The sequence below is a fragment of the Mesorhizobium sp. WSM3879 genome (genome assembly GCF_002294915.1).
Lineage (GTDB): Bacteria > Pseudomonadota > Alphaproteobacteria > Rhizobiales > Rhizobiaceae > Mesorhizobium.
In genome coordinates, this window is record NZ_NSFZ01000004.1 from 341,361 (window position 1) to 359,676 (window position 18,316).

At 61.4% G+C, this 18,316-nt stretch carries 18 protein-coding genes and 1 tRNA gene; 1 reads left to right on the top strand and 18 read right to left on the bottom strand.

The window, feature by feature from the left end; all coding sequences use genetic code 11:
- Positions 1-17: 17 nt before the first annotated feature.
- The 4 genes from CK218_RS11610 to CK218_RS11625 all read right to left on the bottom strand — a co-directional run bounded on the left by CK218_RS11610 (position 18) and on the right by CK218_RS11625 (position 2,719).
- Positions 18-1,163, bottom strand: a complete 1,146-nt coding sequence (locus tag CK218_RS11610; RefSeq protein ID WP_095827790.1) for a hypothetical protein — start codon at positions 1,161-1,163, stop codon at positions 18-20.
- A 100-nt stretch (positions 1,164-1,263) separates the two neighbouring features.
- Positions 1,264-1,449, bottom strand: a complete 186-nt coding sequence (locus CK218_RS11615; protein ID WP_066992556.1) for a hypothetical protein — start codon at positions 1,447-1,449, stop codon at positions 1,264-1,266.
- Positions 1,450-1,632: 183 nt separating this feature from the next.
- Positions 1,633-2,172: a J domain-containing protein gene (locus CK218_RS11620; RefSeq protein WP_095827791.1), complete on the bottom strand. Its 540-nt coding sequence runs from the start codon at positions 2,170-2,172 to the stop codon at positions 1,633-1,635.
- A gap of 471 nt (positions 2,173-2,643) precedes the next feature.
- Positions 2,644-2,719: transfer RNA gene (locus CK218_RS11625), tRNA-Lys, on the bottom strand.
- A gap of 284 nt (positions 2,720-3,003) precedes the next feature.
- Here CK218_RS11625 and CK218_RS11630 point away from each other — a divergent pair.
- On the top strand, positions 3,004-3,459 hold the full coding sequence (locus CK218_RS11630; protein WP_095777749.1) for a BA14K family protein: 456 nt from the start codon (positions 3,004-3,006) through the stop codon (positions 3,457-3,459).
- Between the two features lie 67 nt (positions 3,460-3,526).
- Here CK218_RS11630 and CK218_RS11635 read toward each other — a convergent pair whose 3' ends face one another.
- The 14 genes from CK218_RS11635 to CK218_RS11700 form a co-directional block, all read right to left on the bottom strand.
- Positions 3,527-4,006, bottom strand: a complete 480-nt coding sequence (locus tag CK218_RS11635; RefSeq protein WP_067319793.1) for a DUF6882 domain-containing protein — start codon at positions 4,004-4,006, stop codon at positions 3,527-3,529.
- 32 nt (positions 4,007-4,038) lie between these two features.
- The gene (gene glpK, locus CK218_RS11640; RefSeq protein ID WP_067319790.1) at positions 4,039-5,532 is read right to left on the bottom strand and encodes a glycerol kinase GlpK; all 1,494 of its coding nucleotides are present in this window, start codon (positions 5,530-5,532) and stop codon (positions 4,039-4,041) included.
- A 90-nt stretch (positions 5,533-5,622) separates the two neighbouring features.
- Positions 5,623-7,353: an ABC transporter substrate-binding protein gene (locus CK218_RS11645; RefSeq protein WP_066992542.1), complete on the bottom strand. Its 1,731-nt coding sequence runs from the start codon at positions 7,351-7,353 to the stop codon at positions 5,623-5,625.
- Positions 7,354-7,430: 77 nt separating this feature from the next.
- Positions 7,431-7,718, bottom strand: a complete 288-nt coding sequence (locus tag CK218_RS11650) for a DUF2160 domain-containing protein (RefSeq protein WP_067319787.1) — start codon at positions 7,716-7,718, stop codon at positions 7,431-7,433.
- 3 nt (positions 7,719-7,721) lie between these two features.
- The gene (locus CK218_RS11655; RefSeq protein WP_066992537.1) at positions 7,722-8,630 is read right to left on the bottom strand and encodes a carbohydrate ABC transporter permease; all 909 of its coding nucleotides are present in this window, start codon (positions 8,628-8,630) and stop codon (positions 7,722-7,724) included.
- Between the two features lies 1 nt (position 8,631).
- Positions 8,632-9,498, bottom strand: a complete 867-nt coding sequence (locus tag CK218_RS11660; protein ID WP_066992534.1) for a sugar ABC transporter permease — start codon at positions 9,496-9,498, stop codon at positions 8,632-8,634.
- Positions 9,499-10,566: an ABC transporter ATP-binding protein gene (locus tag CK218_RS11665; RefSeq protein WP_095827792.1), complete on the bottom strand. Its 1,068-nt coding sequence runs from the start codon at positions 10,564-10,566 to the stop codon at positions 9,499-9,501.
- Between the two features lie 10 nt (positions 10,567-10,576).
- Complete coding sequence (locus CK218_RS11670; RefSeq protein WP_095827793.1) at positions 10,577-11,656, bottom strand: ABC transporter ATP-binding protein; 1,080 nt, start codon at positions 11,654-11,656, stop codon at positions 10,577-10,579.
- Between the two features lie 39 nt (positions 11,657-11,695).
- Positions 11,696-13,222: a glycerol-3-phosphate dehydrogenase gene (gene glpD, locus CK218_RS11675; RefSeq protein WP_067319781.1), complete on the bottom strand. Its 1,527-nt coding sequence runs from the start codon at positions 13,220-13,222 to the stop codon at positions 11,696-11,698.
- 126 nt (positions 13,223-13,348) lie between these two features.
- A complete protein-coding gene (locus tag CK218_RS11680) occupies positions 13,349-14,116 on the bottom strand; it encodes a DeoR/GlpR family DNA-binding transcription regulator (RefSeq protein ID WP_066992523.1) in 768 nt (255 codons plus the stop codon).
- 110 nt (positions 14,117-14,226) lie between these two features.
- Positions 14,227-15,654, bottom strand: coding sequence for a pyridoxal-dependent decarboxylase (locus CK218_RS11685; RefSeq protein WP_095827794.1), 1,428 nt, complete (start codon positions 15,652-15,654; stop codon positions 14,227-14,229).
- Between the two features lie 99 nt (positions 15,655-15,753).
- Positions 15,754-16,485 (bottom strand): peptidase, encoded by a 732-nt coding sequence (locus CK218_RS11690; protein WP_066992517.1) that lies wholly within the window; start codon positions 16,483-16,485, stop codon positions 15,754-15,756.
- 30 nt (positions 16,486-16,515) lie between these two features.
- On the bottom strand, positions 16,516-17,310 hold the full coding sequence (locus CK218_RS11695; protein WP_095827795.1) for a transglutaminase family protein: 795 nt from the start codon (positions 17,308-17,310) through the stop codon (positions 16,516-16,518).
- Positions 17,311-17,330: 20 nt separating this feature from the next.
- Positions 17,331-18,272, bottom strand: coding sequence for an alpha-E domain-containing protein (locus CK218_RS11700; protein WP_066992511.1), 942 nt, complete (start codon positions 18,270-18,272; stop codon positions 17,331-17,333).
- Positions 18,273-18,316 lie beyond the last annotated feature (44 nt).

The following is an 18,316-nucleotide window of genomic DNA, read 5'->3' on the forward strand; positions in this document are numbered from 1 at the left end:
GACCTGCGGCTTCAGCGTTAGCGGAACAAATATTTGGACACTTCAGGATTGCCTCGGCGCCACATCACGTTGTCCAGAAAATAGTGGTGCACGTTGATGAAGATCAGCACGATGAAGAAGAACAGCGAGGACCCGAGGACTTGCTTGTCGTAGGGGATCAAGGCAGTCATCGCCATCGGCATAAGCCAGAAGCCGAGATATCCGAGCGCACCACCCCCGACGATGAATCCCAGAACCCTAAGCCTGTAGAGAGGTCCGAGAAAGGACAGTACCTTCGGTTGCGGATTTTGTGCGGCATCCGCGACGTCGCGCTCGACGTTCGTCTGGTAGCGCCAGACCACGGCCAGATACTGCAGCGAGTGGAGCGCCGGCACCACTAGCAGCCAGAGCGGGTTTATCCTCGCAATCAGGATCCACAGATAGAGCGACGCGACATAGGCTACGATGCCGTTATACGGCAGCGCATGACCATTTCTGTGCCAGCGGTTGATCAGCATCAGAACCGTGGCCGCCGTCGAGGCGACGGCCGCCAGCAGGGCAATGTTGGTTATCCAGGAAGGGGCCGCGAATGTGTAATATTCCAGGCCGTAATATTTCCCCTGGGTCACCGCCGTGTTCGTCTGGAGCCATGCCAGGATCCACACGACATAGCTGTTGACCAGCAGCACCTTCTTGTCACGATCGTCGAAGAATTTACGCTTCAGCACGGCGTCGACCATCAGCATGCCGTAGCCTTGCTTGACGTAGTGCCAACCGACGAAGAAGAACATGGCGTTGGCTGCGTATCCCAGCAGCCGAGTGTCCGCCCTTGCCGCGCCATATGCAAAGAACGCGGCCATGATCAGGGGGACGACGATGCCCGCGAAAATATAGCGAAGCTGCAGGCTCTTCTCGTATCCGTTGCCCCTCACCTTGCGCCCGAAATTGCGATAGAAAATCTGGTACGAGTGGGCGAAGTGGGGGTAGTTGACCAGATATGCCACGACGACCATGGTTGCAGCGACGAGGCCTTCATATTCGAGCGGCACCAGGAACAGGGTGGGCAGGATCAGAAACGCGCTGCCGCCGAGCATGAGGAAATCGGCGACCGGGCCAAACAGATATTTGCCAGGCAGCGTCGCCGCTTTGGCGGCTGAAGCATCCACCGAAAGGTCAAGTGCCATGGTCGAGCTCTCCTTCGGGAAGGATCGAGCTTAGCCGCCACCCCGCCTGGCGACAAGGTTGGGGTGCCGCTCCAGCCTTTGCCGACGTCTCGATCCCCAGTTAGATGGAAAACTGAACGCGTTTCGGCGACTGCAGCTCGCGCCCCATCTTTGCCGCCTGAAAGATCGTCAGCAAGACCAGGATCGGCTCACCGTCTGTCGGATTGACGGTCAGGGCCACGCGGCCGAGTTCGTCACTCATGGCGCAAGTCCAGTCTTTGACGGCAATCACCTTCTTCTCGGGCAATTTATCCTCCCCTTGGGCCGCCATCCTGACGCTACCTGCCAGGTTGCACGGAACCAGGCATGGCGCGGCCGGCCCACACCGGATCGATCCTACTCGCCGGGCAACCATGGCCCCGGCGAATTCGAACACAAGCATTCGCGAATGTAAAAGCAACCGATCAGCCGGCAGTATTAGAGGGCATCGTCAAGTTGCATGATCCAGCAGCCTGGTTGCGACGGTTTCACGGCGATGCTCTGAATTGGCGCGATCGATGCCGTCTACGGTGATCGCGAACATCCCGTTTTCGATCCTTGCTATCCAGCTCTTTGCCTTCAGATACCAAAGATGAAATTCCAGATGTTCTCGCGGGCAGCCCGACAAGCGTTCGAGCTCTTCATCGCCGATGCCAGGATTGTTGACGTCCTGTCGACGTTTTACATAGAGAAGCGACAGCAGCTTGGCCTGGATGACAACGTCCCGTTCAAGCCCTTTGGCATCGCTGGCTTCTTCGGCGAGCTCGCGGCGAACGCTGAAATGGTCTCTATACTGGACATCGTATTGGGCGCGTTTGACTGGATCCTTGAGCGTATTATGGGCTTCTACGATTTCGCTGAAGCGTGACTCATTGCCGGTATCCCGATTGTCGGGATGGTAGCGCATGGCAAAGTAACGAAATATCCGCTCGATCGTTTCCGAATTCGCGTTCGGGCTGATCTCGAGCAGCTCATAGTAGTCAACGAACATAGTGGTGATTCCACAGAATCGATATTGCGACACCACTCCCCAACGGCAGCATCGCGCAACCGTCCTGCCCGCGCAAGCCGCATACCGAGCATGAGGGACTCGCCGCAAGCGATCTTGCGGAACCTGGCAGTCAGAATTCACGGAAGGCTGTTGAGCCTAGGCGGAAGGCAGCAGCGGCGCCGACAGGGTCGCTTTGGGAAGAACTCGCCGGGCGAGGCCCCCAACAACGGCCTTCAAGCCCGACGAGCTGCCGGGGATCAAACCGGCCATGTCTGCGGTGCAAAGCCGATGCCAAGCATTCCCGTCCTGAAACGAGACAGGAAGACCAAATGCCACCTGGTCGGGTCGTTTCGGCTGCCGGGCTTTCTCGGTGCCAATCACGAATCTGGCAGCCACAGATAAGCCGGGGCGTGAGAAGCGGTCTGCCGTCTCGAAGTCGAAACCTTATCTCGTTGAAATGGGTTGGAAATTTGGTGAGCGCGATGGGATTCGAACCCATGACCTACTGATTAAAAGTCAGTTGCTCTACCGGCTGAGCTACGCGCTCCCGCGGGCTCAAAACACCGCCCTCGAAATTGCGCGGAACATAGGGAGAGTGCCGCGACCGGTCAACCGGAAAAACACCAGCTTCCAAGGCGGATTTTGAACGGATTCCAAAGGAGCGGTTAAGGTGCCCGGGAGAAGCTTTCGGTGCCTCCGCCAATCACCCGGACCCGGGCTGCTTCAGAAAGCCCTACGATAACAACAGGTTGATGGGGAAGCGGGAACCATTGCAACCCAGACCCGTTTCGCAACACAGGGACGATTACCAAACCCTTGAGGAGTACATCGATGAAAAGGATCGCATCAGGCCTGATGGCAGCCGCCCTCTCGGCGTCGTTCATCGCGGCGGAGGTGGTGCCGGTCAACGCTCAGCCAGCTTATGTGCCACAATCCCAGGGCCTCTGGTCGGATGTCCAGACCGTGCAGTATCGGGATTGGAGACGACACCGCAGCTTCAACCGCGATTTCTCGCGTCGCGACGGCGTCGTCTACTGGAATGGCCATCGCGGCTACCGTGAATATCGCCGCGGCTATCGCCGGCATGGCGATTATTGGTTCCCGCTCGCTGCCTTCGCCACCGGCGCGCTGATTACCGGCGCCATCATCAACAGCCAGAACCGCGTCTATCGTGGCGGCGATGCGCATGTGCAGTGGTGCTATGACCGTTATCGGTCTTATCGCGCCTCGGACAACACTTTCCAGCCCTACAACGGCCCGCGTCAGCAGTGCGTTTCGCCCTACTGACAGCCTCCAGTCAGTATCCAGGGTCGTTGACCGAGCCCGTGCCGCAAGGCACGGGCTCTCTGTTCGTTCAGCTGGCCCAGTTGACGCTTTTCAATATCAGGTACAGGCCCCCGCCTTCCCCTCGGGGTGAGCGATAGGCTCCAAGCGCGTTGCAAATCCGAACCATGGCACCGGTCAGTCCCCAACCAAGCGCTTCGAGGTCATCGGCCACGTCGAGCACATAAGCCTGCGCCAGTTCGTCTATGCCCTTCTCCTCGCCGAATGACCGAACCAGTTTGGCGTCGCTGAGAAGATCGCCCGGCAAATTTGAATTTGCCCAAGCCCATAGCCAGTTGTCCGCCTTGGCGCTTGTAGAGCCGGCAATCTGTATGTGAGCGACCACCTTGACGACACCATCTGCCGAAAAAAGCAGTTTTCCGGTGGTTAAGTCATAGTCGTAGCGCTGCCAGCTGCCGAGGCGGAATTCATCCTCCAAACGATGGTTCTTGGCGTTCAGTTGGTCGAAAGCCTCGTCACGCCATGCGGGGTACCAGTCCGGATGCTTCATGCCCCCTCGCCTTGCCGTGTCTCCCGCGCCCCTCATTGCACACTCAGCGTCCTGCGCACTGCGTCGCGCCAGCCACTCAGCTTGGCGGAACGGGTGGCGGCGTCCATATCCGGCTTGAAGCGCTTATCGAGAGCCCAGGTCTTGGCAAACTCCTTCGCCTTCGGCCACACGCCGGCTTTGGATCCGGCAAGCCAGGCGGCACCCAGCGCGGTCGTTTCCAGGATGGTCGGGCGATCGACCGGCGCGTCGAGGATGTCGGCCAACCTCTGCATGGTCCAATCCGATGCGACCATGCCGCCGTCGACCCGCAGCACGGTCTTGGCGGAAGCGCCCTTCCAATCCTTGCGCATGGCGTCGAGCAGGTCGCGCGTCTGGAAGGCGACGGATTCGAGCGCCGCGCGCGCGAACTCGGCCGGGCCTGAATTGCGCGTCAGGCCGAAGATCGCGCCGCGGGCATCCGCGTCCCAGTGCGGCGCGCCCAGGCCGACAAAGGCCGGCACCAGATAGACTTGTTGCGCCGGATCGGCGGTCGCCGCCAGCGCGCCGCTCTGCTCGGCCTTGCCGATCACCTTGATGCCGTCGCGCAGCCATTGCACGGCGGCACCCGCAATGAAGATCGAGCCCTCCAGCGCATAGGTGGTCTTGCCGTTCAACCGATAGGCGATGGTGGTCAAGAGCCGGTTCTTCGAGCGCACCAGATCGGCGCCGGTGTTCAGCAGCGCGAAGCAGCCGGTGCCGTAGGTGGACTTCATCATGCCCGGCTCGAAACAGGCCTGGCCGATGGTCGCTGCGTGCTGGTCGCCGGCGACCCCGAGAATCCTCATCTCGGCGCCGAAAAGGCTCTTTTCTGTGACACCGAAATCATCGGCGCAGTCCTTCACCTGCGGCAGGACCGCGGCCGGTATGTTCAGGATGGACAGCAGCTCGTCGTCCCAGACATTCTTCTCGATGTTGTAGACCAGCGTGCGCGAGGCGTTGGTGGCATCGGTGGCGTGTACCTTGCCGCCGGTCAGGCGCCAGATGAGAAAACTGTCGATCGTGCCGGCGAGCAATTCGCCTTTCTCGGCGCGCTTTCTCGCGCCCTTCACCTTGTCCAGCATCCAGGCGATCTTGGTGCCGGAGAAATAGGGATCGAGCAGCAACCCGGTCTTTTTCGTGAACGTCTTCTCCAGCCCTTGCTTCTTGAGCTTCTGGCAAAGCGGCGCGGTTCGTCTGTCCTGCCACACAATCGCGTTGTGGATCGGTTTTCCCGTCGCCTTGTCCCAGATGACCACCGTCTCGCGCTGGTTGGTGATGCCGATCGCGGCCATATCCGATGCTGCGCAACCGGCAGCCTTCAGCGCCGCCTTCACTGTCGCGAGCACGCTTGCCCAAATGTCTTCCGGATCATGCTCGACCCAGCCGGAAGCCGGATAATGCTGCGTGAATTCCTGCTGGCCCGTGCCGGCGACTTTCATTTCGCTGTCGAAGACGATCGCCCTGGTCGAGGTCGTTCCCTGGTCGATGGCCAGCACAAAACCGCTCATTCCGTCCCTCCACTTCTCATGCAACAGGGGAGACGGCCAAGCCGCCTCCCCTGCATTTCCTACACAGGCTCGCGGGCCTGCGTCATGCAGTTACTGCTGCTGCCAGCTCTTCACCAACTCGTCGTAGTTGATGGTGATCGGCTTTTCCTTTTCGTTCTCGATCTTCAACTGCGGCGCAAGGTTGCCCTTCGAGACCGCGTCCTTGTTCCAGTATTCGAGATCATGCTCTTCGGCCATCTTCGGGCCGATATCGCCCTGGACGCCCGACTTTTCGATGCGGCTCATGACCTTTTCCTGCTCGGCGCAAAGCGAGTCCATCGCTTCCTGCGCGGTCTTGGCGCCCGACGACGCATCGCCAATCGCCTGCCACCAAAGCTGAGCGAGCTTCGGATAGTCGGGCACGTTGGTGCCGGTCGGCGACCACTGCACGCGGGCCGGCGAGCGGTAGAACTCGATCAGGCCGCCGAGCTTCGGAGCGCGCTCGGTGAAGCTCTTGTCGTGGATCGTGCTCTCGCGGATGAAGGTCAGGCCGACATGGCTCTTCTTCACGTCGACGGTCTTTGAGGTGACGAACTGGGCGTAAAGCCAGGCGGCCTTGGCGCGGTCGGTCGGCGTCGACTTCATCAGCGTCCAGGAACCCACGTCCTGGTAGCCGAGCTTCATGCCGTCCTTCCAGTAGACGCCGTGCGGCGACGGCGCCATGCGCCACTTCGGCGTGCCGTCGTCGTTCAGCACCGCCTTGGCGCTGGCGTCGACCATCGAGGCGGTGAAAGCGGTGTACCAGAAGATCTGCTGGGCCACCCCACCCTGCGCCGGAACCGGGCCGGATTCGGAGAAGGTCATGCCCTGCGCTTCGGCCGGAGCGTAAGCCTTCAGCCAGTCGAGGTATTTCTGGATCGAGTAGACGGCAGCCGGACCATTCGTGTCGCCGCCGCGCGCGGTGCAGGAGCCCACGGGCCGCGAATTCTCGTCGACCTTGATGCCCCATTCGTCGACCGGCAGGCCGTTCGGAATGCCCTTGTCGCCGTTGCCGGCCATGGACAGCCAGGCGTCGGTGAACCGCCAGCCGAGCGATGGGTCCTTCTTGCCGTAGTCCATGTGGCCGTAGACCTTCTTGCCATCGATTTCGCGGCCGGTGAAGAACGCGGCGATGTCCTCATAGGCCGACCAGTTGACGGGAACGCCGAGGTCGTAGCCGTACTTGGCCTTGAAGTCGGCCTTGTTCTTCTCGTCGTTGAACCAGTCGTAGCGGAACCAGTAGAGGTTCGCGAACTGCTGGTCCGGCAGTTGATAGAGCTTCTTGTCGGGTGCCGTCGTGAACGAGGTGCCGATGAAGTCCTTCAGGTCGAGATTCGGATTGGTGACGTCCTTGCCGTCGCCTTCCATCCAGTCGGTCAGGTTGCGCACCTGCTGGTAGCGCCAGTGCGTGCCGATCAGGTCGGAGTCGTTGACCCAGCCGTCATAGAGGTTCTGACCGGTCTGCATCTGGGTCTGGATCTTCTCGACCACATCACCTTCCTGGATCGTGTCGTGGGTGACCTTGATGCCGGTGATGGCCGAGAAGGCCGGCGCCAGCACCTGCGATTCATAGGAATGGGTGGCGATGGTTTCCGACACGACCTTGATGTCCATGCCGGCAAACGGCTTGGCTGCGTCGATGAACCACTGCATTTCCTTTTCCTGATCGGCGCGCGAAAGCGTCGACAGATCACCTATCTCCTTGTCGAGAAAGGCTTTTGCCTCGTCCATACCGGCATAGGCGTTACCTACGCCCAGCAATAGTGCAATGGCTGTCGTTGATGTAAAAATTTGCCGTCGCATGTGTTTCCTCCAGTCTTAGGTTGCAAGTGCGATCTGGAGCGGCCGCAGGCACGCGGCCGCTCCAACTATTTCCCCCTCTATACGTATCGGAATACGCCGATCGCGTAGACCACGGAGAGAGCGAGAGCCCACCACAGGTTGGGTCCAACGAGACCCAGCCAAGCGAGATGGATAAAGGCGCTGCCGAGCAGCGACAGGAAGAGGCGGTCGCCGCGCGTCGTTTCGAAGCGCAGGATACCGACGCGCGGATTGCCGCCCGGCGAGGCATATTCCCAGGCCGCCATGCCGACCAGCAGCAGCAATACGGTTCCGAAGAAAGCCGCCGTCGGCAACGTCCACGCCATCCAGGAGAAGTCGAGGTTCATCGATCACACCCTCCCCAGGGCGAAGCCCTTGGCGATATAGTTGCGCACAAACCAGATCACCAGCGCGCCGGGGATCAGCGTCAGCACGCCGGCTGCGGCGAGCAGCCCCCAGTCCATGCCGGCGGCCGAGACGGTGCGGGTCATGGTGGCCGCGATCGGCTTGGCGTCGGTCGTCGTCAGCGTGCGGGCGATCAAAAGCTCCACCCAAGAGAACATGAAGCAGAAGAAGCAGGCGACACCGATGCCGCTCGCGATCAGCGGCATGAATATCTTTACGAAGAAGCGCGGGAAGGAATAGCCGTCGATATAGGCGGTCTCGTCGATCTCCTTCGGCACCCCGGACATGAAGCCTTCCAGGATCCACACCGCCAGCGGCACGTTGAACAGACAGTGCGCCAGCGCCACCGCGATATGCGTGTCGATCAGGCCGAAGGCCGAATAGAGCTGGAAGAACGGCAGGGCGAACACCGCCGGCGGCGCCATGCGGTTCGTCAACAGCCAGAAGAACAGGTGCTTGTCGCCGAGGAAGCGGTAGCGCGAGAAGGCGTACGCCGCGGGCAGCGCCACGGCCACCGAGATCACCATGTTCATCACCACATAGGTGATCGAATTGATGTAGCCCGAATACCAGGACGCATCGGTGAAGATGGTGCGGTAGTTTGCCAGCGTCGGATTGTGCGGGAACAACGTCAGCGACGAGACGATCTCCGCATTGGTCTTGAAGCTCATGTTGATGAGCCAGTAGATCGGCAGCAGCAGCACGACGATGTAGAGTGTCGGCACAATCCACCACCAGCGCGATTCCTCGCCCCGGCGCCGCATCAGCTTCGCCACCTCGTCCTGCGAAAGGGTGCTGCCTACCTCGGTGACCGCCGCTTCGCTTACGCGTGTCGTCTCGTTTGCGCTCGCCATCTCAGCGCTCCGCGTCGTAGTTGGTCATCACGGTGTAGAACACCCACGACAACAACAGGATGATCAGGAAATAGACCAGCGACATGGCCGCCGCCGGACCGAGATCGAACTGACCGAGCGCCATCTTGACGAGGTCGATCGACAGGAACGTGGTCGAATTGCCGGGACCGCCGCCGGTGACGACGAAGGGCTCGGTATAGATCATGAAGGAGTCCATGAAGCGCAGCAGCACCGCGATCAGCAGCACGCGCTGCATCTTCGGCAACTGGATGTAGCGGAACACCGCCCAGCGCGAGGCGCCGTCGATCTTGGCCGCCTGGTAGAAGGCGTCCGGGATCGAAACCAGGCCGGCATAGCAGAGCAGCACGACCAGGCTCGTCCAGTGCCACACGTCCATGATGATGACGGTGACCCACGCGTCGATCGGATCCTGGACATAGTTGTAGTCGATGCCGAATGCGTTGACGTAGTAGCCGAGCAGGCCAATGTCGTTGCGGCCGAACACCTGCCAGATCGTGCCGACAACGTTCCATGGGATGAGCAGCGGCAGCGCCATCAGCACCAGGCAGACCGGCACGCCCCATCCCTTCTTCGGCATGTTGAGCGCGATGAAGATGCCGAGCGGCACCTCGATCGCCAGGATGATGAAGGAGAAGATCAGGTTGCGCGCCATCGCTTCCCAGAAGCGGTCGGACGCCAGCAACTCCTCGAACCACTCGGTGCCGGCCCAGAAGAAGACATTGTTGCCGAACGTGTCCTGCACCGAATAGTTGACGACGGTCATCAGCGGAATGACGGCCGAGAAGGCCACCAGCACCAACACCGGCAGGACGAGGAACCAGGCTTTGTTGTTCCAGGTCTTTTCCATCTACGCCCCCATCTCGACGCGCCATGAATCGGCATAGATGTTGATGCCGGCCGGATCGAAGCGGACCCTGGGTTCGGTCGGCACCTCATCGTCCTCGCCGATGACGGCGGCGATCTCTTTGCCCTCGAGATTGGCGCGAACCACCTTGTGGCGGCCAACATCCTCGACCTTGCTGACGGAAACCGCCATGCCCTCGCGGCCGAGCCGGACATATTCGGGACGGATGCCGAGCTCGACGGGACCGGCTTCGGCCCTGGGTGCGCCCGGCAGTTCGATGCGCTGCGAGCCTAGCAACGCCGTCCTGCCTTCGAGCGCAACCGGAAGCACATTCATGCCCGGCGAACCGATGAAATAGCCGACGAAGGTGTGGCGCGGCCGCTCGAACAGCTCGGCCGGCGTGCCGATCTGCACGATCTCGCCGTCATACATGACCACGACGCGGTCGGCGAAAGTCAGCGCTTCGGTCTGGTCGTGCGTGACATAGACCATGGTGTAACCAAACCGGCGATGCAGCTGCTTCAGCTGCGAACGCAGCACCCATTTCATATGCGGATCGATGACGGTGAGCGGCTCGTCGAACAGGATGGCGTTGACGTCCGAGCGCACCAGTCCTCGACCGAGCGAGATCTTCTGCTTCTGGTCGGCGGTCAGCCGGCGCGCCTTCCGGTTCGCCATCGAGGCGAGATCGATCATGTCGAGCGTCTCGCGCACCTTGCGGTCGACATCGGCCTCCGGCACGCGGCGGTTGCGCAGCGGAAAGGCCAGATTGTCGTAGACGGTCATGGTGTCGTAGATGACCGGGAATTGGAACACCTGGGCGATATTGCGCTCCTGCGTCGACAGATTGGTCACGTTCCGGCCGTTGAACAGGAGCTGGCCGTGCGAGGGATGGAGCAGCCCCGAGATGATGTTGAGCAAGGTGGTCTTGCCGCAGCCGGACGGCCCGAGCAGCGCATAGGCGCCGCCGTCCTCGAAGGTGTGATGCACTTCCTTCAGCGCGAAATCCGAATCCTTCTTTGGATTGGTCAGGTAGGAGTGGCGGATGTGGTTGACGTCGATGCGTGCCATCGCTCCCTCCTCAAGCCGCCAGCTTCGACGCAGTCACCGCGCGGCCGTTCTGGTCGAAGACCATGATGTGGCGCGGGTCGATGAACACCTCGACCTCGTCGTCGGTCTCGAAATCGAGGATGCCGTGCGCGAGCATCACCCAGCGCGCGTCGGCGAAGTCGAGATGGACGAAGCTTTCCGAGCCGGTGATCTCGGTGATGGTGACCTTGGCCCGCACCGGCACGGCGCCGGGGTTGGGACGCTCCAGCGACAAATGGTGCGGCTGGAAGCCGATCGTGTAGCTGGCATCCGGAATGCCGAGCAGTTCGGGCGGCACCGGCAGCTTCACGCCTCCTTCGAGAAGGAAGTCCGATCCCTTCTTGGCGAGCACAATGGTGTTGAGCGGAGGGTCGGCGAAGGTCCGCGCCGTCACCAGGTCGACCGGCTTGCGGAAAACCTCGACGGTTGGGCCGAACTGCGTGACGCGACCTTCCGAAAGCGTCGCGGTGTTGCCGCCGAGCAAAAGCGCCTCGTGCGGCTCGGTCGTGGCATAGACGAAGATCGTGCCCGCCGCGGCGAAAATCTTCGGCAATTCGGCGCGCAACTCCTCGCGCAGCTTGTAGTCGAGATTGGCGAGCGGCTCGTCGAGCAGCACCAGGCTGGCGTTCTTGACGATGGCGCGGGCAAGCGCCGTGCGCTGCTGCTGGCCGCCCGAGAGGTTGAGCGGCGTGCGGTCGAGATAGGGCGTGAGCTTGAGAAGTGCCGCAGCGTTGCGCACCTCCTTGTCGGTCCTGGCCTGTTCGATGCCGGCAACCCGAAGCGGCGAGGCGATGTTCTCGTACACCGTCATCGCCGGGTAGTTGATGAATTGCTGGTAGACCATGGCGACGTTGCGCTTCTGCACCGGCTGTCCGGTGACGTCCTTGCCGTCGAACCAGACCGAGCCGGAAGTTGGCGCGTCGAGCCCGGCCATCAGCCGCATCAGGCTGGTCTTGCCGGAAAGCGTCGGCCCGAGCAGGACATTCAGCGAGCCGTGCTGAAGCGTCAGCGACACATCGCGGATATGCTCCTGCGCGCCGACCGTCTTCGTCACGTTCCTCAATTCCAGCATTGCGCCTCCTCCCAGGCCTTGCGCATCAGCGCTCGATCCTCATTCCGCCGCGGCGACATGGCGGCTGCTTAACCCGCGCATGAATTCTTCCAATGCCGCCGTCTGCTCGCGGCTGAAATGCAGGCCGCGTTTGGTCCTGCGCCACAGCACGTCCTCGGCGGTGATCGCCCACTCGTTCTCGACCAGGTAGCGCACCTCGGCTTCGTAGAGGTCGGCACCGAAATTGCGGCCGAGATCGGCATTCGACTTGGCGAGGCCAAGCAGCTTCTCCGCGCGCGTGCCGTAAAGCCGGGTCAACCTGCGTGCCAGCCGTTGGTCGAGGAACGGATAGGCGTTCTTGAGCCTCGATACCTGCTCGTCGAACCCGGTCGCCGGAAAATCGCCGCCGGGCAGCGGCGCGTTGGCGGTCCATGGCTTGCCGCGCTTGCCGAGAAAGCCTTCGATCTTCTCCAGCATCGATTCCGCCAGCCGGCGGAACGTGGTGATCTTGCCGCCGAAGGCGTTGAGCAAGGGGGCGGCACCCTCCCCGCCATCGGCCTTCAGCACATAGTCGCGCGTCGCCTCCTGCGCCTTCGAGGCGCCGTCGTCATAAAGCGGGCGCACCGCCGAATAGGTCCAGACGATGTCCGAACGCTTGACCGGCTGGGCGAAATATTCGCTCGCGGCGGCGCAAAGATAGTCGATCTCGGTATCGCTGATCTTCACCTCATGCGGATCGCCGGGAAAGTCGCGGTCGGTGGTGCCGATCAGCGTGAACTCTTCTTCGTAAGGAATGGCGAAGATGATGCGTCCGTCCTTGTTCTGAAAGAAATAGGCGCGCGGATCGTCGAACTTCTTGCCGATGACGATGTGGCTGCCCTGCACCAGCCGAACATTGTGCACATCGTTCTGGCCGACGGTTTTTGCCAATACCTGATCGACCCACGGCCCGGCGGCGTTGACGAGAAGACGCGCGCGGACTTCCTCGATCTCGCCGGTCAGCACGTTCTGGATCTTGATCGTCCACAGCCCGCTCTCGCGGCGCGCGCTGACCACCTTGGTGCGAGTGCGGATGACGGCGCCGCGGTCGGCCGCGTCGCGGGCATTGAGCGCCACGAGGCGGGCATCGTTGACCCAGCCGTCCGAATATTCGAACGCCTTGCGGAACAGCGGCTTCAGCGGCTTGCCGGCCGGATCGGTGGCCATGTCCAGCGTCTTGGTCGCCGGCAGCAGCTTGCGCCCGCCGATATGGTCGTAAAGGAAAAGGCCGAGCCGGATCAGCCAGGCCGGACGCAGGCCCTTGGCGTAGGGCAGCACGAAGCGCATCGGCCAGATGATATGCGGCGCGTTCTTCCACAGAACCTCGCGCTCCATCAGCGCTTCGCGCACCAGCCGGAATTCGTAGAACTCGAGATAGCGCAACCCGCCATGGATCAGTTTGGTCGAGCCGGAGGAAGTCCCGCTGGCGAGATCGTTCATCTCGGCGAGGTATACGGAAAATCCGCGGCCAACGGCGTCGCGGGCGATGCCGCAGCCATTGATGCCGCCGCCTATGACAAAAATGTCATGGATCGGAGATGCGTCCACAGGGTTCCTCCACGATTTCGCATTGCACCATTTTTGTGTTTCGCGAAACCGTGGCGGGATTATTTCGAACTCGATCCGAATGTCAAACGAAATATCACAGGTGCGTGAGATGTCCGTGAAGAGACGTTATCCGAGCGCTGTCTCGATCAAACGAACCTCCGTTTCCTCGCAAATCCGGCGCACCGAAGGGATGTCGCAACGGTCGGTGATGAAGGTGTTCACCTGCGACAGGTGACCAATGCGAACCGGCGCCGTGCGCTCGAATTTTGTCCGGTCGGAGACGAGAATCACATGACGCGCATTGGCGATGATGGCCTGCGCCACTTTCACTTCGCGAAAGTCGAAGTCGAGCAGCGCGCCGTCATGGTCGATGGCCGAGGCGCCGATGACGGCGTAGTCGACTTTGAACTGGCGAATGAAATCCACCGCGGCCTCACCTACGACGCCGCCGTCGGAGCCGCGTACAACGCCGCCGGCGATCACCACCTCGATCGAAGGATAGATCCGCATCCTATTGGCAACGTTGATGTTATTGGTGATGACCATAAGCCCGTTATGGTCGAGAAGCGCCTTTGAGACAGCTTCCGTCGTGGTGCCTATATTGATGAACAGCGAGGCGTTGTCGGGAATGAGCCTGGCCGCCGCGCGGCCGATCGCCTCCTTCTCATCGGCAGCGATTTTGCGCCGCGCCTCGTATTCCATGTTCTCGATGCCGGACGGGAACAGCGCCCCGCCATGGATGCGCGTCAGCAGCCGCTGGTCACAGAGATCGTTGAGGTCCTTGCGGATGGTCTGCGGCGTCACGCTGAAATGTGTCGCCAGGTCGTCGACCAGCACCCGGCCGTTGTCCTTCGCCATCTGGATGATCTCGGCGTGACGGGGCGAAAGGAACATCCGCTATCCTTCATTTTCGTTTTTTCCGTCTATATCGGAAAACGAAAGTGATGGAAAGGGACAGCCGGCTAAGGAAATTCACCTTCTCGCAAAGGCAAACCGGTCTGCAATCAGTTTGTTGCCTCAATGGTAAGCCGGCGCGCAATCTCTGTGACGACATCGAAGGCCGCATCAATATCGCCGGCCGTGGTCTCGAACTGTCCTGCCTGAAAGCGGATCGCCACCCGACCATCGACGCGCGTCTGCGTCAAATAGATGCGTCCGTCCGTGTTGATGGCATCGACGAGACGCAAATTGTGCTCGTCTGGATCGGCACCCTGAGGAGCGCGATGGCGGAACGAGAACAGTGACAACATCGGCTCGGTGACGAGCTCGAAATCCGCTTCCCCGGCCAGGCGTGCGGCAAGTCCCTCGCTCCAGGCTACATGGTTTCGGATCATCTTGCGCAATCCTTCCAGCCCGTGGGCGCGCAGCAGGAACCAGAGTTTCAGCGCACGGAAGCGGCGGCCGAGCGGCACCGACCATTCCGAATAGTTGATGATGCCGTCATGACCTCTGGTCTTGAGATAGTCCGGCTTGATGGCCAGCGTGCGCACAAGGTCTTCCGGTTGGCAGACGAACTGGATCGAGCAGTCGAATTGCGCGCCGAGCCATTTGTGCGGATTGAAGACGATGGAATCGGCGCTCTCGACACCAGCCCAGAAATGCCGGTACTCCGGGCAGATCATTGCCGACCCGGCCCAGGCCGCATCGACGTGCAGATAAAGGCCGTGCCGCTTCGCCACGGTCGCTACGGCAGCGATGTTATCGGTGCCGCCGGTGCTGGTGCCGCCGACGCAGGCGACAATGCCCGCCGGCAGCAGGCCGGCCTCGCGATCGGCGATAATTGCCGCCTCGAGCGCCGGCGTGTCCATCGCGCGAAAACGACCGGTTACCGGGATACGGATGAGATTCTCCTCGCCGATGCCGGCGACCCAGATCGCTCGGTCGATCGAGGTGTGAACCTGGTTGGAGCAATAGACACGCAGCTTCGCCTGGCCGGCGAGACCTTGTGTGTTTCCCTGCCAGTCGAGCGCCCGCTCGCGCATGGTGAGCACCGCGGCAAGCGTCGCCGACGAAGCCGAATCCTGAATGACACCGGAGAATCCTTCGGGCAGGCCCAGCGCCTGGCGCATCCAGTCGACGATACGCGTCTCGAGTTCTGTCGCCGCCGGCGAGGTCTGCCACAGCATGCACTGCGCGGCCATCGCCGAGACGAGATACTCGGCCACCACCGAGACCGGCGCCGCGTTGGCCGGGAAATAGGCGAAGAAGCGCGGATGCTGCCAATGCGTCATCCCGGGCACGATCTTCGTTTCGAAGTCGGCGAAGATTTTTTCCATCGGCTCGGCCGTCTCGGGCGGCGACTCTTCGATGCTCCTGAATATGTCGCCGGGCGCGATCGCCGGCCGCACCGGACGATCGCGCAGGCTGGACCGGTAGTCCACGCCCCAATCGGCGGCTCGCCTCGACCAATCGCGGAATTCTTTCTTGTCCATGTATCCTCTCAGCAGCCGCCGGACCTTGATCGGCCCGCCACTTCGACTTTTAATTAACATGTTAAATATAATGAGGCAACCGCTTCGTAGGCGAACGCCCTAGCCGGGAAAATCGGGCAGGCTGGCGAAGGCCGCCTTTAGCGCGTTGGACCAGCCATCCGATATGGTTCGGTAATATTGGTCGTCATGACCGATCCGCTTCTTCAGGCCGACCTTGAAAGCATCCAGTTCCAGGAAGAGCAGGTCGAGCGGCAGGCCGACCGACAGGTTCGACTTCAGCGTCGAGTCGAAGGAGACCAACAGCAGCTTCACCGTCTCGGCCAGGCTCATCGTACGGTCATAGGCACGGATGATGATCGGCTTGCCGTATTTGGTCTCGCCGATCTGGAAGAATGGCGTGTCGTCGGTCGACTCGATGAAATTGCCCTCGGGATAGATCATGAACAGCCGGGGTTGGCTGCCCTTGATTTGGCCGCCGAGGATGAAGGAGGCGTTGAAATAGGAATCCGCCTGATCGCCGGCGGGCGAAGAGTGTGCGATCACCTCTTTCACCGTCTCGCCGACCAGCCGCACCGTCTGGTACATTGACGGGGTCTCGAGCAGCTTCTCGTGACGGTCGCCGGCCGCCTTGTTGCGCTCGTCCAGCAGGCTGACCACGGCTTGCGTCGTGGCAAGATTGCCTGCAGACATCAGCACGATGACGCGCTCGCCAGGCTCTTCCCAGACATGCATTTTCCTGAAGGTCGAAATCGAATCCATGCCGGCATTGGTGCGCGTGTCCGACATGAACACGAGTCCACGATCGATCTTGAGGCCGACGCAATAGGTCATGGTCGCTCTTCTGGTGAATCTTGGCAGAGACTACTGCTCTACCGTGACGGTGACGGCAAGCTTCTCTTCCGCTTGCCCCAGCAGTATTCCCGACACAGGCGAGGCATCGCGATAGTCCCGACCCGTCGCCACTCTTACATAGCGTTCGTCGGGAGAGATACCGTTGGCGGGATCAAAGGCAACCCACCCCAGGCCCGGCACATGCGCTTCGGCCCAAGCATGGCTTGCCGCCTGCTCGACCGAGGCATCCATCATCAGATAGCCGCTGATATAGCGCGCGGGGAAGCCCATCACGCGCGCCACGGCGGTGAAGATGTGGCTGTGATCCTGGCAGACACCGGCCTTGAGCGTCAGGGCTTCTTCCGCCGGCGTCACGGCGCTGGTCGTCCCGGGGTTATAGGCGACGCGCTCCCGGATCGCGCCCATCAGCTTGTGCAGCCTGTCGATATCCGTCCCCTCCCCGACCGACGCGGCCAGGTCGCGAATGCCGTCGCCGACGGTCGTAAGCGGCGTTTGCTGGCTGAACAGCCAGAGCGGCGCGAAACCATGATGCGCACCGGACACACCGGCGGTGTCGCGCGTCGTCACCTCGCCCGCCGCCTCGACTATGATGGTGTGCTGGCCGCCCTCGGCGCTCACCACCCGCGTGTCATTGCCGAAATGGTCCGTGAAGCGAACCTCCTCTCGCGCGCCGTCGATTTTGATCACCCAGGACGCGACCGTCTGAGTCGATCCGCTAACCGGCATCAGGCGCAGCCGCTGCAACAGGTACTGCACCGGTGCATCGTAGCGGTACTCGGTCCGGTGTGTGATCTTGAGCCGCATGGCGCCTGTCTCTCCAGCGCTCAGTAGAACCGGTAGTCCAGGGCGATCTCATCCCCCAGCCTGGTGTTGTCACGAATGAATTCCGCCAGGAACTCATGCAGGCCGTGGTCGAAAATATCCTTGATCGACCCCTTCTTCAGCATCGTCTGAATTTTCTCGGCGGTGGCGTGGCAGGCATGGCGCTCGCCATAGTCGTCGGCGAGGAATCTCAGATGCTCGCCCAGGAAGCGATAGCAGAAGGTCAGCGAACGCGGCATGCGGACATTGAGGATCAGATAGTCGGCGATGTTGGTCGGCTTGTAGTCCGCGTCATACACCCACCGATAGGAGCGGTGCGCCGACACCGAGCGCAAGATCGATTCCCATTGATAATTGTCGAGTGTCGAGCCCACCCAGGAGATCGACGGCAAGAGCACATAGTATTTCACGTCGAGGATGCGGGCCGTGTTGTCGGCGCGCTCCACATAGGTGCCGAGCTGCGAGAAGTCGAAGATCTCGTTGCGCAGCATCGTGCCGTAGAACGAGCCGCGGATCAGCGCGGTCTCGCGCTTGATCGCGTCGAGCACCGTCGGCAGATCGCGTTCGTCGATCGGCCGTGCCAGCATCCGCTTCAGCGACATCCAGGCCTCGTTGATGCTCTCCCAGGTCTCGCGCGTCAGCGCCGTGCGCACCATGCGCGCATTGTTGCGCGCCGTCTCGATCGAGGCCATCGTACTCGACGGATTCGAAGTATCGCGCAGCAGGAAATCCGAGACGTTGGCGACGGTGTAGTCCTGGTATTTCTGCGAGAAGGCCAGGTCGGAACCGGCGCTGAGCAGGACGGAGTTCCATTCCTCCGACGCGTTCTGCGTGCGCGTCAGCGCCATGCGCAGGCCGGCATCGACCAGGCGCGCCATGTTTTCGGCCCGCTCTATATAGCGGTTCATCCAGTAGAGACCGTTGGCGGTGCGGCCGAGAAGCATGTCAGCTTGCTCCGGTGTCGGGCGAATAGCGAATAGTGAGTAGC

Coding starts and splice junctions, on each gene's coding strand:
- CK218_RS11700 (WP_066992511.1), bottom strand. CDS start 18,272: ATGCTTCTCGGCCGCACCGCCAACGGTCTCTACTGGATGAACCGCTAT.
- CK218_RS11645 (WP_066992542.1), bottom strand. CDS start 7,353: ATGCGACGGCAAATTTTTACATCAACGACAGCCATTGCACTATTGCTG.
- CK218_RS11620 (WP_095827791.1), bottom strand. CDS start 2,172: ATGTTCGTTGACTACTATGAGCTGCTCGAGATCAGCCCGAACGCGAAT.
- CK218_RS11690 (WP_066992517.1), bottom strand. CDS start 16,485: ATGACCTATTGCGTCGGCCTCAAGATCGATCGTGGACTCGTGTTCATG.
- glpK (WP_067319790.1), bottom strand. CDS start 5,532: ATGAGCGGTTTTGTGCTGGCCATCGACCAGGGAACGACCTCGACCAGG.
- CK218_RS11680 (WP_066992523.1), bottom strand. CDS start 14,116: ATGTTCCTTTCGCCCCGTCACGCCGAGATCATCCAGATGGCGAAGGAC.
- CK218_RS11635 (WP_067319793.1), bottom strand. CDS start 4,006: ATGAAGCATCCGGACTGGTACCCCGCATGGCGTGACGAGGCTTTCGAC.
- CK218_RS11630 (WP_095777749.1), top strand. CDS start 3,004: ATGAAAAGGATCGCATCAGGCCTGATGGCAGCCGCCCTCTCGGCGTCG.
- CK218_RS11655 (WP_066992537.1), bottom strand. CDS start 8,630: ATGGCGAGCGCAAACGAGACGACACGCGTAAGCGAAGCGGCGGTCACC.
- CK218_RS11665 (WP_095827792.1), bottom strand. CDS start 10,566: ATGGCACGCATCGACGTCAACCACATCCGCCACTCCTACCTGACCAAT.
- CK218_RS11650 (WP_067319787.1), bottom strand. CDS start 7,718: ATGAACCTCGACTTCTCCTGGATGGCGTGGACGTTGCCGACGGCGGCT.
- CK218_RS11660 (WP_066992534.1), bottom strand. CDS start 9,498: ATGGAAAAGACCTGGAACAACAAAGCCTGGTTCCTCGTCCTGCCGGTG.
- CK218_RS11695 (WP_095827795.1), bottom strand. CDS start 17,310: ATGCGGCTCAAGATCACACACCGGACCGAGTACCGCTACGATGCACCG.
- CK218_RS11685 (WP_095827794.1), bottom strand. CDS start 15,654: ATGGACAAGAAAGAATTCCGCGATTGGTCGAGGCGAGCCGCCGATTGG.
- CK218_RS11610 (WP_095827790.1), bottom strand. CDS start 1,163: ATGGCACTTGACCTTTCGGTGGATGCTTCAGCCGCCAAAGCGGCGACG.
- CK218_RS11670 (WP_095827793.1), bottom strand. CDS start 11,656: ATGCTGGAATTGAGGAACGTGACGAAGACGGTCGGCGCGCAGGAGCAT.